Here is a 12012-nt window from a genome sequence, read left to right on the forward strand (position 1 = left end):
CAAGCCATTGAAAAACAACAATCCGGCTTTCGCGACCGGCCGCCGCAACGCCTGAAGGCGGCAGCTTTGTCCCTGCTTCCCGGCAACAAATGCCGAGCACTGACGCCGACCGGGCAGGTCTTGCGCAGCCTTTCACCGCCCCATACTGTGCAGCGCAACGAGATCAGTCTGGCGAGGAAATCCATGCGCTTCGAAGGCACGACCGGCTATGTCGCCACCGAGGATCTGCGGATCGCGGTCAACGCGGCGATTGCCCTGCAAAGGCCGTTGCTGGTGAAGGGCGAGCCGGGAACGGGCAAGACCGTCCTGGCGCAGGAGATCGCATCCGCCCTCGGAGCGAACCTCATCGAATGGCACATCAAGTCGACGACGAAGGCGCAACAGGGCCTTTACGAGTACGATGCCGTCTCGCGCCTGCGCGACAGCCAGCTCGGCGACGACCGCGTCCATGACATTGCGAACTACATCCGCAAGGGCCGGCTTTGGGAGGCCTTCACCGCGGATGAGCGCCCGGTGCTGCTGATCGACGAGATCGACAAGGCAGACATCGAGTTCCCGAACGACCTGCTTCGCGAGCTCGACCGGATGGAGTTCCACGTCTACGAGACCGGCGAGACCATCAGCGCCCGCCAGCGGCCGGTGGTGATCATCACCTCCAACAACGAGAAGGAACTGCCGGACGCGTTCCTGCGCCGCTGTTTCTTCCACTACATCACCTTCCCCGATACCGAGACTATGTCCGAAATCGTCGAGGTGCACTTTCCGGGCCTGAAGCAGGAGCTGCTGCGCGAAGCGCTCAAGGTGTTTTACGACATCCGCGATACGCCGGGCCTCAAGAAGAAGCCTTCGACCTCCGAGCTGCTCGACTGGATCAAGCTGCTGCTCAACGAAGACGTGGACACGGCAACCCTGCGAGAGCGCGACGGCCGAAAGCTGATCCCGCCGCTGCACGGGGCGCTTCTGAAGAACGAGCAGGATGTGCAGCTGTTCGAGAAGCTGGCTTTCCTCAACCGGCGGGACGGGCGCTGACGCCATGATCGGGCCGACGGTGCGCAGGGCTTCCGTCGCCTTCGCCGCCCTGGCGCTCGCCGGGGCATGGACGCCGCCGGCCGCCGCACAGGAACGGGGAACCGACGCCGGCTGGACCAATGTCGTCAACGGCATGCGCCATTTCACCGGCCTCGTGTGCCCCGACACGCTGGCCTCGCTCAACCGTACGCGCGTGCTGGTCGGCTCGGCAGACCGGCTGGCCGGGTGCGTCTACCAAAACGCGGAAGGCATTTCGGCCGTCCTGCGCAGCCACCCGTCCGGGGTTGGCGCACAGGCCGCCCGCGCATTTCGCGACCGGTTCCGGGCCGCAGGCTTCAAGCTGATCACCACATCCGGCGCCGCCGCCTCGGGGATTTCCTTCCTGACCGGCAAGCGTGGTACGACGGACCGGTGCGAAACGCTCTGGCGCTTCCGCAATGGCGATGCCGACTATACGCTGTGGATCTCCTATTCCCTGCCGGACGAAGCGAGCGAGATCGGACCGCTGGTCACCGCCTTTGCCGGACTGCTGGCCTCGCGCTGAGGCAACAGGGGCTACAAGCCTCCTCTGCGGCAGGCATTTTCCCGGCGCATTGCGGACGGCTTGCCGCTAGACTTGCCAACAGCCCCAGCGGCTACCAACGATCTTTGTCCGGGAGCGATGCCTGCCATGCTGCGACTGCTGCTGTTGAGACACGCGAAATCCGATTGGGGCCATCCAGGCCTTTCCGATTTTCAGCGCCCCCTCAACGATCGCGGCCGCCAGGCGGCTCCCGAGGTCGGCGCTCATATGGCGCGCCACGGCCTGCAGCCATCGCGCATCCTCTGCTCCACCGCCCAGCGCACGCGCGAAACGCTCGCCGCACTTCTGCCCGCCCTTGCGGGCGAAGCCGATATCCGCCTGACGCGCGCGCTCTATGACGAGTCCGATCTCGACTACCTGAAGATCATCCGCAGCCATGGCGGCACGGCGCGCAGCCTGCTCGTGGTCGGGCACAACCCGGCAACGCAGGACACCGCCCTGTCGCTGATCGGCGCTGGCAATCCGGCGCTGCGTGAGGCGATTGCCGCCAAATATCCCACCGCCGCGCTGTCGGTGATCGACTTCGACGCAACCGAATGGTCGGCGGTCGAGCCCGGCTCCGGGCGTGTCGTCGCCTATTGCCTCCCCCGGCACCTTGCCGCCACCTCATCCATGTCGGCCCTGCCCGAGGCGGCCAACGACGGCACCCCCGCTCAAGACCGCTGAGCCGGCCCGCCGCTTGCAACGCCGGTCGTGCTTCCCCACATGGATCGGCGGAGAACCATCTTGACGCAGCGCAGCTTTCTGACCCGCGTGACCGATGAGGTCCGCTATTCCATCGAGAACATCGCGGAGACCGCAACCACGCTCGGCACGCCGACGCTGCGGCTCGGCGTTACCGGCTTGTCGCGCGCCGGCAAGACGGTGTTCATCACCGCCCTGGTGCACAACCTGATCCACGGCGGGCGGCTGCCCCTGTTCGAGGCGGCGGCCGGCGGGCGGATCGCCCGCGCTTATCTGGAGCCGCAACCGGACGACAACGTGCCCCGCTTCGATGTAGAGGCACATGTCGACACGCTGCTGAAGGAGCGTGTGTGGCCTCAGTCGACCCGACAGGTCTCCGAACTGCGGCTCACGATCGAGTTCGAGTCCGCCCATTTCCTGTCGCGCGCCCTCGGCCGCGGCAAGCTGCATCTCGACATCGTCGACTATCCTGGCGAGTGGCTTCTCGACCTGCCGCTCCTGGAGAAGGACTTTCGCACCTTCTGCACGGAAGCACTGGCGCGTGCGCGTGAGCCCGGCCGCGAGGCCGTCGCGGCCCCCTATCTGGAGATCCTTGCGGAAATCGATCCGGGCGCGGAAGCCGATGAGCAGCAGGCCCGGCGCCTCGCCGCCACCTATACCGACTACCTGCGCGCCTGCCGCGAGGACGAGCAGGCTCTGTCGATGCTGCCTCCCGGGCGGTTCCTGATGCCTGGAGACCTGGAAGGCTCCCCCGCCCTCACCTTCGCACCGCTCGACCTGTCCGGCCACGATGGGACGCTCAAGCCCGGCTCGCTGGCCGCGATGATGGAGCGCCGCTTTGAGGCCTACAAGAAGCATGTGGTCCGTCCGTTCTTCCGCGACCACTTCGCCCGTCTCGACCGCCAGATCGTGCTGGTTGACGCTCTGAACGCCCTGAATGCCGGCCCAGCCGCACTGGCCGACCTGGAGGCCGCGCTGGCAGAGATCCTGTCCGCCTTTCGGCCCGGCAAGGTCGCGCGGATCTTCTCGATCTTCGCACGGCGCATCGACCGCATCCTGTTCGCCGCGACCAAGGCCGATCATCTCAACCGTGCCGATCACGACCGGCTGGAAGCGATCCTCCGCCGCCTCGTCGGGCGGGCGATCGCACGCGCCGAATATGGTGGTGCCGATGTCGACGTACTGGCACTCGCCGCGATCCGTGCCACGCGCGAGGCGAGCCTGACCCATGACGGCGAGACCATGCCGGCGATCCTCGGGACCCCGCTCACCGGTGAGCGCGTCAACGGCGAGACCTACGACGGGCGCACGGAAATCGCGCTCTTTCCCGGCGACCTGCCGGACGATCCGGACGTTCTGTTTGCCGCCGATGCCCCCGCATCGTCGGTTCGCTTCGTGCGCTTTCGCCCGCCCGAGCTGCAGGTGACGGCCGAGGGCGTGAAACTGTCGCTGCCCCATATCCGCCTCGACCGCGCCTTGCAGTTTCTCATCGGAGACCGTCTGGCATGACCTCAAGAAACGACAGGCCAAGGCAGGATCGCAAGCCGGCTGCCTTCCGCCTGGACGATGCCCGCGTGCGCATGAGCGCGGAAGACGACCTGCAGCCGACGCTGGCAGGAGAAACGAAGATCGTGCCGACCCGCGAGGGAGACGCGGCCGGGCTGCCTGCACCCGAGCGCAAGGCCGGCATCCGCTGGGGGCGCTGGTTCTCCGTCGGTCTCGGAGGTCTGGTGTCCCTCGCCATCGGCCTTTCCGTCGACGCGTTGATCCGCGACCTGTTTTCCCGCAACGACTGGCTCGGCTGGCTGGGCCTTGGCCTTGCCGCCATCGCGGCGCTGGGTGCGCTGGGACTGGTGCTTCGCGAGATATTCGGAATTCTGCGCCTGCGGCATATCGAGAGCTTGCGTGCGACCTTCGCCCAGGCAGCAGAGGCCGACGACCAGGACAAGGCGCGCGCCGGCATCCGCGAGCTCGTCGCTCTCTACGGCGAACGCCCGGAGACCGCCCGCGGCCGCACTGCCCTGAGCGGCCACATGCGTGAGATCATCGACGGCCGCGATCTCGTCGTGCTGGCCGAGCGCGATCTGCTCAAGGAGCTGGACGCGCGCGCCGTTCGCATCGTCAAGGAGAGCGTCAAGCGCGTCTCCATCGTGACGGCGGTGTCACCGCGTGCCGCCCTCGATCTCGCCATCGTGTTGATCGAGAACCTGCGCATCATGCGCCGCCTCTCCACCCTTTATGGTGGTCGCCCCGGCCTCATCGGCTTCTTCCGGCTCGCCCGCCATGTCGGCGCCCATCTTGCCATGACCGGCGGCATGGCGGCCGGCGACAGCCTCGTCTCGCAGCTGCTGGGCCATGGCCTTGCCGCGCGGCTCTCCGCCCGCCTCGGCGAAGGCGTGGTCAACGGGCTGCTGACCGCCCGCGTCGGCATCGCCGCCATCGAGGTGTGCCGTCCCATTCCCTTCATCGGCAGGGCGGGCCCGGGCATCTCCGATGTAATGGGCGAACTGTTCCGGGCAGACCCAGAGGCCAAGGCGCTGCTGGAAAAGGCGGAAGGCCGTCCTCAGGGCGAGCGCCCGTGAGCTTTCCCCGCTTCAAACGCCCGCTCGACAAGCGTCCGCGTTGTACCTAACCTTCGCCCATGTTCCTGACCTTCCTCACCAACCTGCGCGCCGCCGGCCTGCCCGTCTCCTTGCGGGAATACCTGACCTTGATGGAGGCGCTGAAGGCCGACCTCGCCGACAAGAGCGTGGAGGATTTCTATTACCTCTCACGGGCCTGCCTGGTGAAGGACGAGGCCAATCTCGACCGGTTCGACCGGGTGTTCGGCCAGACCTTCAACGGCCTGGAGCTGGGCGGGAGCGGCACCGAGGCCCGCGAACTGCCTGAAGAATGGCTGCGCAAGCTCGCCGAGAAGCATCTCACCGAGGAAGAGAAGGCCCAGATCGAGGCTCTCGGCGGTTTCGAGAAGCTGATGGAGACCCTGCGCGAGCGCCTGAAAGAGCAGAAAGACAGGCACCAGGGCGGCAGCAAGTGGATCGGCACGGCCGGCACTTCGCCCTTCGGCGCCTATGGCTACAATCCGGAAGGCGTCCGCATCGGCCAGTCGGAGAGCCGCCATCGCCGGGCGGTCAAGGTCTGGGACAAGCGGGCTTTTCGCGACCTGGACGGCACGGTCGAACTCGGCACGCGCAACATCAAGGTCGCGCTGAAGCGGCTGCGCCGCTTCGCGCGCCAGGGCGCCCACGACGAGCTCGATCTCGACGATACGATCCGCGCGACCGCCCATCGCGGCCTGCTCGACATCCGCATGCGCCCCGAGCGGCGCAACGCGGTGAAGGTGTTGCTGTTCTTCGACATCGGCGGCTCGATGGACGACCACATCCGGGTCTGCGAGGAGCTGTTTTCAGCCGCCAGGTCCGAATTCAAGGTGATGGAGTATTTCTACTTCCACAATTGCCCCTACGAATTCGTCTGGAAAAACAACGCACGCCGCCATTCCGAGCGCATCCCGACCTGGGACGTACTGCACAAATACGGCCCCGACTACAAGCTGATCTTTGTCGGCGATGCCTCGATGAGCCCCTATGAGATCGCCTATGCAGGCGGCTCGGTGGAGCACTGGAACGAGGAAGCCGGCTCGGTGTGGGTCGATAGGCTCGCCAGCCACTACTCCCGTAGCGTTTGGCTCAATCCGGTGGCCGAGCGCCACTGGAGCTACACCCATTCTATTCAGATGATCAAGGAACTGATGGACGGCCGCCACTATCCGCTCACGCTGAACGGGCTCGAGGCGGCCATGAAGGAACTGTCACGCTAGCAAAACACGGCGCACTTCCCGCCCGCCTCGACGGCACTTTACGCGCCTCGCAATTTTTGACGAGCCAGTTAAGTCTTACGCAAGGGAAAACTGTCATTAGTGACAATTACCCAAATCACCGTAGGCAGCGCTCGCATGAAATCCCTCCGCATCTCCCAGAAAATTCCCTTGATGGTGGCCGCTGCCGTTGCGATGGCAACGGTGATCACCGCCGAGGTCGGGTACGAGACATCGCGAGCGGAGCTTTACGCATCCTCTCTCGAATCCATGCGAGCCACAGGTGCCTCGCGGAAATCCGAGCTTTCCAGCTATCTCGAAAGCATCAAAGAGGATCTGGTGCTCCTCGCCGCAAATCCGACGGTAAATGGAGCCATCGACCGCCTACGCGATACCTATCGCGAGGCGCTCCCGGCCCCCGGTGCCAATGAGGCACTTCGGCAGGCCTATATCGACGGCAATCCTCATCCCTTGGGCGAGAAGTACAAGCTCGACGCTGCCAAGGACGGCTCGGCCTACTCGGCGGCACATGCGGCACTGCACCCCTGGTTCCGACAGGTCCAGAAGACCCGGGGCTACTACGACCTGTTCCTGATCGATGCGGACGGCAACGTCGTCTACACGGTATTCAAGGAAGCCGATTTCGGCACCAACCTGCTGAACGGCGAATGGCGCGGGACCGGACTTGGCGAGGTGTTCAGTAAGGTGCGCGGCAATGCGACCCCCGGCGCGGTCGAGTTCGTGGACTTCGCTCCGTATGCTCCATCCGCCGATGCGCCTGCCGGCTTCATCGCTTCCCCGCTCCTCGACGAGGCGGGCGGCTTCAAGGGAGCATTGGTGCTCCAGATGCCGATCGACCGCATCAATGCGGTGATGAACAATGCAACAGGCCTTGGCAAAAGCGGCGAGACCTACATCGTCGGCTCCGACTTCCTGATGCGCTCAGAAAGCCGCTTCCGCAAGCAGGGAGAGCCGTCGGCAATCCTCAACCGCAAGTCCGATACGCCGTCGGTGCGCGCTGCTCTGGCTGGAGAGAGCGACGTCGCGCTCTCGACCGACTACCGGGGCCACGAGGTCATCGCCGCCTTCATGCCGCTGCAGTTCAACGGCACCGGCTGGGCAATTGTCTCCGAGATCGACCTTGCCGAAATCCAGGCACCGATCAATGCCATGGCCCTGCGCTTCATCCTCATCGGAAGCGCGGTCGTTCTGGTCATGGGCGTCGGCGGCTTCCTGTTCGCCCGCACGGTCTCGCGGCCGATCACCCGCATGAACGCCGCCATGCGGGAGATTGCCGGAGGTGATCTGTCCATCGAAGTGCCGGATACCCACCGTACCGACGAAATCGGCGAGATGGCCGTGGCTGTCCAGGTGTTCAAGGACAATGCACTGGAGGTGAAGCGGCTCGAGGCGGAGCAGGCGGAAACCCAGGCGCGGATCGATGCCGAGGCGCGTGCGGCACGCACGAAGCTGGCGAACGACTTCCAGAACGCGGTCGGCGGTATCGTCGAAACCGTGGCCTCGGCGGCAACCGAAATGCTGGCAGCTGCCAGCAGCCTGTCGGAAGGTGCTTCGGACACCTCGCAGCGCTCGCAGGTTGTCGCCTCGGCAGCGGAGGAAGCCAGCAGCAACGTACAGGCGGTCTCCAGCGCCGCCGAAGAGCTGACCAGCTCGATCTACGAGATCGGCCGTCAGGTCGAGGAGTCTCAGACGATCGCACAGACGGCGGTGGAGAATATCGACGCAACCAACGTCAAGGTCGGCGAACTGTCTACCGCCGCCAACCGCATCGGCGAGGTGATCGCCCTCATCACCGACATCGCCGAGCAGACCAACCTTCTGGCGCTGAACGCCACGATTGAGGCAGCCCGCGCGGGAGAGGCCGGCAAGGGCTTTGCCGTGGTGGCTGCGGAGGTCAAGTCGCTCGCCAACCAGACCGCTCGGGCCACCGACGAGATCGGCGGCCAGATCAAGGACATCCAGAACTCCACTCGCAGCACCGTTTCGGCAATCACCGACATCGGCAAGACGGTGCGCGACATGAGCCAGGTCTCGGCCGCGATTTCCGGCGCAGTTACCCAGCAGAACGCAGCGACCCAGGAAATCGCCAGCAACATTTCCCAGGTCGCCTCGGGCATGACGGAGGTCAGTTCGACGATTGTCCTGGTCAACAGTTCGGCACAGGAAACCGGGGCCTCCAGCAGTCAGCTTCTGGCTTCGGCCAACGAACTCTCCAGCCAGGCCGAGCTGCTGCGCAAGGAAGTCGACATCTTCCTTGCCAGCGTCAGGGCCGCCTGACGGCGCTTTCCGCTACGTCAGCCACCACCGAAGTAGCGGCCGGGCGTCACGCCGAAGGACTTCTTGAACGAGGCGACAAAGGCGCTCGGCCCCTCATATCCAAGCCTGTCCGACACTTCGCCGACGGACAGGCCCTGCGACAGCCACTCGACGGCCTTCATCAGCCTGGCCTGCTGCCGCCAGGCACGAAACGACAGGCCTGTCTGCGCCGGAAAATGCCGCTCGAAGGAGCGCAGCGACAGGTTCGCCCGAGCGGCAAGGTCACTTGCGGAGAGCTCCGCGGCCGGGTCCTCAAGCAAGGGCCGTACCGCCTCGCGCAAGCGCGGCTCCTGCGGGATCGGCAGGTGCAGCGGGGCAACGCGCGAGGCCGCGATCTGGTCTACCAGCACCGCTGCGAGCCGCCCGGTCGGGCTGTCCGGGTCATAGTCCGGCGCCGACCCCATGAAGGCGAGGATGAGCTCGCGCAGCAACGGCGTCACATGCACCACGAAGGCTGCCTCGGGCATCGCCGGCAGCCCTTCGGGACGCATGTAGAGAAACCTGACGTCGGTCTCCGTGTGGTAATTGGAGTGGTGCACGATACCGGGCGGGATGAAGATCGCCCGCTCCGGCGGCACCACGAAGCTCCCCCCCTGTGTCACCACCGTCACCGATCCGCGAAGGATGTGAAAGAGCTGCGCCCGCTCGTGCATGTGCGGCTTGGTGACGGCGCCGGGCGGCTCCGTTCCCACGAAGGATATGATGGGATCCGGATGCTCCTCCGGAAACTTGTTGAGACGCAGCGGGTGGATCATGGGATCACCGATATCGGATGGCCTGCACCGCGATCATACAGGCAAGGCAGCGCCTTGGTCACGTCCGGAAACCCGCAGAACCCTCGCACTTTCACTCGAACTCCGTCGAAATACAAAAATAAAAACTCACGACATCCGGCAAAAATATTTTCGAAAAATAAATAAAAATCTAGAGAAAACGCAGGCAATACGATATCGTCATCATTGGAACTTAATTCGGAACTATGATCGATTTCGTTCTTTAAAAGATGCCCGGTAAAAATCGATAGCCATCGGCTCATCGCAGCGGCACCACCAGACAACACCACGACGACCGTTCCCGGATCGCCTGGCCCGACCCGGAAAACGCCGGGCTTCCTTTCCAGGCCCGCGAAGGTCGGCACCATGACCACACGCACCACGCAATCCATCGTTCGTTTCCAGACAGCCTTCCTGTTGCCCGACTTCGTCGAGCCACAGCCACCGGGGGACTACCAGGTGGATCGGGATGAGGAATTGATCGAGGGACTTTCCTGGATCGCCTGGAAACGTGTCGGAACGTTCATTCACTTGCCGGCAATCGGCGTGCGGACCGCGATACGGCAATTGGTGCCGATCGACCCGGCGCAAATAGATGCCGTGACCGAAAAGGAAAATCAGAGATGACCGCAACAAGCGTTTCCCGGCGTAGACCCGCCCCGCCCACCGCCGAGCCGAAGCTGCACCTTTTGGCGATCGGCCAGGATGTCCGGCTGAAGAGCACCAGGGGCAGGCAGGCCACCAAGGGCGACATCTATCGGATCACCGGCGTCATGCCCGTGGAGGCAGGCGCCCCCCAATACCGCATCCGCAATGCCGAAGAGAACCACGAGCGGGTGGCGATGCAAGACGAACTGGAGCCGCTCGACGCACCGGGCTCCAACACACAGTCAACCTTGATGGAAAGGACGTTTGGATATGGCCAAAGGACAAAAGCGTAGCAACCGGGAGATCCGCAAGCCCAAGCAGGCGAAGGCGGAGGTGAAGCCGGAGATTCCGTTCGCCAACCGGGTCAAGCTCTCTGCCATAGCCGCCGACCCGCGCCAGAAGGGCAAGAGCTGACGAAAGCGCGGCGTGCCAAGGGAGAGTGGGCCATGAAGGTCGTGATCAAGTTCTTCCGGATCCGCACGCCGGACGGAGCGCATGCCATCATCGGCTGCGAGACGGTCGACGCCATCGACCAGAACGATGCCGTCGCGCGCGCCACACGCCTGCTCGACACCCTCGACATGCCGCAGCGACCCGACGGCGTTACAATTACCGACGCCGCCGGGACTCCCTTCCATTCCGCCCTCTTCACCCGAGGGCGCTACACGATGGACAACGACAACCATGAGCACCGTGACACGTGAGCTCGGTCGTGACGCAGCCGCAACGACCGTCGGCAGCAGGGAGAATCCCAACATAGCCCCGCAAAAGGGCCGGATGGACGAACACTTCGGGCGGCGGATCGAACAGGACCGAACCTGGACGATCTACCACGTCTACACCGGGGTCCCGGCATCCTCGCACGGCGAGAACATGACCGGCCTGAGTCGTTCGGCCGCCACCGACGGGATGCAGTTCCTCAACAATCGCAACTGCGAACGCAGGGTGCGTCGCAACGGCAGGCACAAGAAGCAACACGGCAGGCTCTCCTCGTTCCTGCGGGCCGCCTGGTGCCGTATGGGAGGTCTGTCTTGGCATTGAACTTTCCCAATCCCAGCCGGAACTTCGATGCGAGCCGCAACGGCGTGCGTTTTGTCGGTCATGACGGCGTTTTCGAGGTGCCCTTCTTCATAGAAGCCGACGCCTTGATGAAACCTTCGGGAGCAGCCGGCGGGATCGAGACCACCCAGGCCGAATGTCTTGCGGCCTTCGATCGCCTGCGCTCCGCCATTCACGACGTCGCACGCAAGATCCACAACACCCGTCGCCGTTCATCCTACATCCTGAACGCCTCGGATTTCCGATAGGATAGGAGGCGTTCAGGACATGATCATTCGCTGCGGTTACGAGATCCGGCTGGAATGCACGCAACCGACCGCACTGGTCTGCCTGATGTCGATCGACAAGGACCGCGAGGCCGACATCCGGGAACCGGAGACGCTGTCCACCTCCCCCGACGTGACGACGACCACTTATCGCGATCTATTCGGCAACACGTGCCGCCGCCTGATGGCGCCGGCCGGCGAGTTCACCATCCGCAGCAACGCGACTGTCGCAGATCACGGCCGTCCGGACACGCTCAGGCCCGACGCCCTCGAGGTGCCGGTCCAGGATCTTCCCGATGCCTGTCTCGTCTACCTCATGGGAAGCCGCTACTGCGAAACAGACCATCTCAGCCAGACCGCCTGGGACCTGTTCGGCTCCCTCCCTCCCGGATGGCAGCGGGTGCAGGCAATCTGCGACTTCGTCCATCAGCACCTGCATTTCGACTACATGCAGGCCAGGGCCACTCGGACGGCTTTCGAAGCCTTCAACGAACGCGTTGGCGTTTGCCGCGACTTCGCCCATCTCGCGTTGGCATTCTGCCGGTGCCTCAACATTCCCGCCCGATATGTGAACGGATATCTCGGCGATATCGGCGTGCCGGTGGTCGATCCCATGGACTTCAGCGCCTGGATCGAGGTCTTCCTGGACGGCGAATGGCACACATTCGACCCGCGCAACAACATTCCCCGGATCGGCCGCATCGTCGTTGCCCGGGGGCGGGACGCGGCGGATGTTCCGCTCATCAATTCCTTCGGGCCGCACATCCTGAAAGATTTCCGCGTATGGGCCTACGAGGAGCCGACCCTGGCATAGCC

At 64.5% G+C, this 12012-nt stretch carries 16 protein-coding genes; 14 read left to right on the forward strand and 2 right to left on the reverse strand.

Annotation, left to right across the window (positions count from 1 at the left end; translation table 11 throughout):
- Positions 1-183 precede the first annotated feature (183 nt).
- From H7H34_RS14935 to H7H34_RS14965, 7 genes are all read left to right on the forward strand, one after another.
- Positions 184-1029 carry an AAA family ATPase gene (locus H7H34_RS14935; RefSeq protein WP_120267252.1) on the forward strand — a complete coding sequence of 282 codons (846 nt, stop codon included), beginning with the start codon at positions 184-186 and terminating at the stop codon, positions 1027-1029.
- Between the two features lie 4 nt (positions 1030-1033).
- Positions 1034-1573: a hypothetical protein gene (locus tag H7H34_RS14940; RefSeq protein WP_208996600.1), complete on the forward strand. Its 540-nt coding sequence runs from the start codon at positions 1034-1036 to the stop codon at positions 1571-1573.
- A gap of 126 nt (positions 1574-1699) precedes the next feature.
- Positions 1700-2278: a SixA phosphatase family protein gene (locus H7H34_RS14945; RefSeq protein WP_120267251.1), complete on the forward strand. Its 579-nt coding sequence runs from the start codon at positions 1700-1702 to the stop codon at positions 2276-2278.
- A gap of 60 nt (positions 2279-2338) precedes the next feature.
- A complete protein-coding gene (locus H7H34_RS14950; protein ID WP_245165091.1) occupies positions 2339-3805 on the forward strand; it encodes a YcjX family GTP-binding protein in 1467 nt (488 codons plus the stop codon).
- Positions 3802-4878, forward strand: coding sequence for a YcjF family protein (locus H7H34_RS14955; protein ID WP_185925634.1), 1077 nt, complete (start codon positions 3802-3804; stop codon positions 4876-4878). The genes H7H34_RS14950 and H7H34_RS14955 overlap by 4 nt, the downstream gene beginning before the upstream one ends.
- Positions 4879-4937: 59 nt before the next feature.
- Entirely contained in the window at positions 4938-6116 is a 1179-nt protein-coding gene (locus H7H34_RS14960; protein ID WP_120267248.1) for a vWA domain-containing protein, read from the forward strand.
- Positions 6117-6251: 135 nt separating this feature from the next.
- Positions 6252-8411 carry a methyl-accepting chemotaxis protein gene (locus H7H34_RS14965; protein ID WP_120267247.1) on the forward strand — a complete coding sequence of 720 codons (2160 nt, stop codon included), beginning with the start codon at positions 6252-6254 and terminating at the stop codon, positions 8409-8411.
- Between the two features lie 17 nt (positions 8412-8428).
- Here H7H34_RS14965 and H7H34_RS14970 read toward each other — a convergent pair whose 3' ends face one another.
- Entirely contained in the window at positions 8429-9205 is a 777-nt protein-coding gene (locus H7H34_RS14970) for an AraC family transcriptional regulator (protein WP_185925635.1), read from the reverse strand.
- Positions 9202-9615 (reverse strand): hypothetical protein, encoded by a 414-nt coding sequence (locus H7H34_RS14975; RefSeq protein ID WP_185925636.1) that lies wholly within the window; start codon positions 9613-9615, stop codon positions 9202-9204. The genes H7H34_RS14970 and H7H34_RS14975 overlap by 4 nt, the downstream gene beginning before the upstream one ends.
- On the opposite strand from H7H34_RS14975, the gene H7H34_RS14980 reads away from it, so the two are divergent.
- The 7 genes from H7H34_RS14980 to H7H34_RS15010 are packed head-to-tail and all read left to right on the forward strand — an operon-like array spanning position 9590 to position 12010.
- On the forward strand, positions 9590-9850 hold the full coding sequence (locus tag H7H34_RS14980; protein WP_185925637.1) for a hypothetical protein: 261 nt from the start codon (positions 9590-9592) through the stop codon (positions 9848-9850). The two genes, H7H34_RS14975 and H7H34_RS14980, sit on opposite strands and share 26 nt — an antisense overlap.
- Entirely contained in the window at positions 9847-10164 is a 318-nt protein-coding gene (locus tag H7H34_RS14985; RefSeq protein WP_185925638.1) for a hypothetical protein, read from the forward strand. The genes H7H34_RS14980 and H7H34_RS14985 overlap by 4 nt, the downstream gene beginning before the upstream one ends.
- Positions 10142-10285 (forward strand): hypothetical protein, encoded by a 144-nt coding sequence (locus H7H34_RS14990; RefSeq protein ID WP_185925639.1) that lies wholly within the window; start codon positions 10142-10144, stop codon positions 10283-10285. The genes H7H34_RS14985 and H7H34_RS14990 overlap by 23 nt, the downstream gene beginning before the upstream one ends.
- Before the next feature lie 32 nt (positions 10286-10317).
- On the forward strand, positions 10318-10575 hold the full coding sequence (locus H7H34_RS14995; protein ID WP_185925640.1) for a hypothetical protein: 258 nt from the start codon (positions 10318-10320) through the stop codon (positions 10573-10575).
- On the forward strand, positions 10556-10912 hold the full coding sequence (locus H7H34_RS15000) for a hypothetical protein (protein ID WP_185925641.1): 357 nt from the start codon (positions 10556-10558) through the stop codon (positions 10910-10912). Before H7H34_RS14995 ends, H7H34_RS15000 begins: the two co-directional genes overlap by 20 nt.
- The gene (locus tag H7H34_RS15005; protein ID WP_185925642.1) at positions 10903-11178 is read left to right on the forward strand and encodes a DUF1488 family protein; all 276 of its coding nucleotides are present in this window, start codon (positions 10903-10905) and stop codon (positions 11176-11178) included. Before H7H34_RS15000 ends, H7H34_RS15005 begins: the two co-directional genes overlap by 10 nt.
- Before the next feature lie 19 nt (positions 11179-11197).
- Positions 11198-12010 carry a transglutaminase-like domain-containing protein gene (locus tag H7H34_RS15010; RefSeq protein WP_185925643.1) on the forward strand — a complete coding sequence of 271 codons (813 nt, stop codon included), beginning with the start codon at positions 11198-11200 and terminating at the stop codon, positions 12008-12010.
- Positions 12011-12012: the final 2 nt, after the last annotated feature.

The organism is Stappia sp. 28M-7 (genome assembly GCF_014252955.1).
Classification (GTDB): domain Bacteria; phylum Pseudomonadota; class Alphaproteobacteria; order Rhizobiales; family Stappiaceae; genus Stappia.

Excerpts from the sequence above, each read along its gene's own strand:
- H7H34_RS14935 (WP_120267252.1), top strand. The coding sequence starts at position 184 with ATGCGCTTCGAAGGCACGACCGGCTATGTCGCCACCGAGGATCTGCGG.
- H7H34_RS14940 (WP_208996600.1), top strand. The coding sequence starts at position 1,034 with ATGATCGGGCCGACGGTGCGCAGGGCTTCCGTCGCCTTCGCCGCCCTG.
- H7H34_RS14945 (WP_120267251.1), top strand. The coding sequence starts at position 1,700 with ATGCTGCGACTGCTGCTGTTGAGACACGCGAAATCCGATTGGGGCCAT.
- H7H34_RS14955 (WP_185925634.1), top strand. The coding sequence starts at position 3,802 with ATGACCTCAAGAAACGACAGGCCAAGGCAGGATCGCAAGCCGGCTGCC.
- H7H34_RS14960 (WP_120267248.1), top strand. The coding sequence starts at position 4,938 with ATGTTCCTGACCTTCCTCACCAACCTGCGCGCCGCCGGCCTGCCCGTC.
- H7H34_RS14965 (WP_120267247.1), top strand. The coding sequence starts at position 6,252 with ATGAAATCCCTCCGCATCTCCCAGAAAATTCCCTTGATGGTGGCCGCT.
- H7H34_RS14970 (WP_185925635.1), bottom strand. The coding sequence starts at position 9,205 with ATGATCCACCCGCTGCGTCTCAACAAGTTTCCGGAGGAGCATCCGGAT.
- H7H34_RS14980 (WP_185925637.1), top strand. The coding sequence starts at position 9,590 with ATGACCACACGCACCACGCAATCCATCGTTCGTTTCCAGACAGCCTTC.
- H7H34_RS14975 (WP_185925636.1), bottom strand. The coding sequence starts at position 9,615 with ATGGATTGCGTGGTGCGTGTGGTCATGGTGCCGACCTTCGCGGGCCTG.
- H7H34_RS14985 (WP_185925638.1), top strand. The coding sequence starts at position 9,847 with ATGACCGCAACAAGCGTTTCCCGGCGTAGACCCGCCCCGCCCACCGCC.
- H7H34_RS14990 (WP_185925639.1), top strand. The coding sequence starts at position 10,142 with ATGGCCAAAGGACAAAAGCGTAGCAACCGGGAGATCCGCAAGCCCAAG.
- H7H34_RS14995 (WP_185925640.1), top strand. The coding sequence starts at position 10,318 with ATGAAGGTCGTGATCAAGTTCTTCCGGATCCGCACGCCGGACGGAGCG.
- H7H34_RS15000 (WP_185925641.1), top strand. The coding sequence starts at position 10,556 with ATGAGCACCGTGACACGTGAGCTCGGTCGTGACGCAGCCGCAACGACC.
- H7H34_RS15010 (WP_185925643.1), top strand. The coding sequence starts at position 11,198 with ATGATCATTCGCTGCGGTTACGAGATCCGGCTGGAATGCACGCAACCG.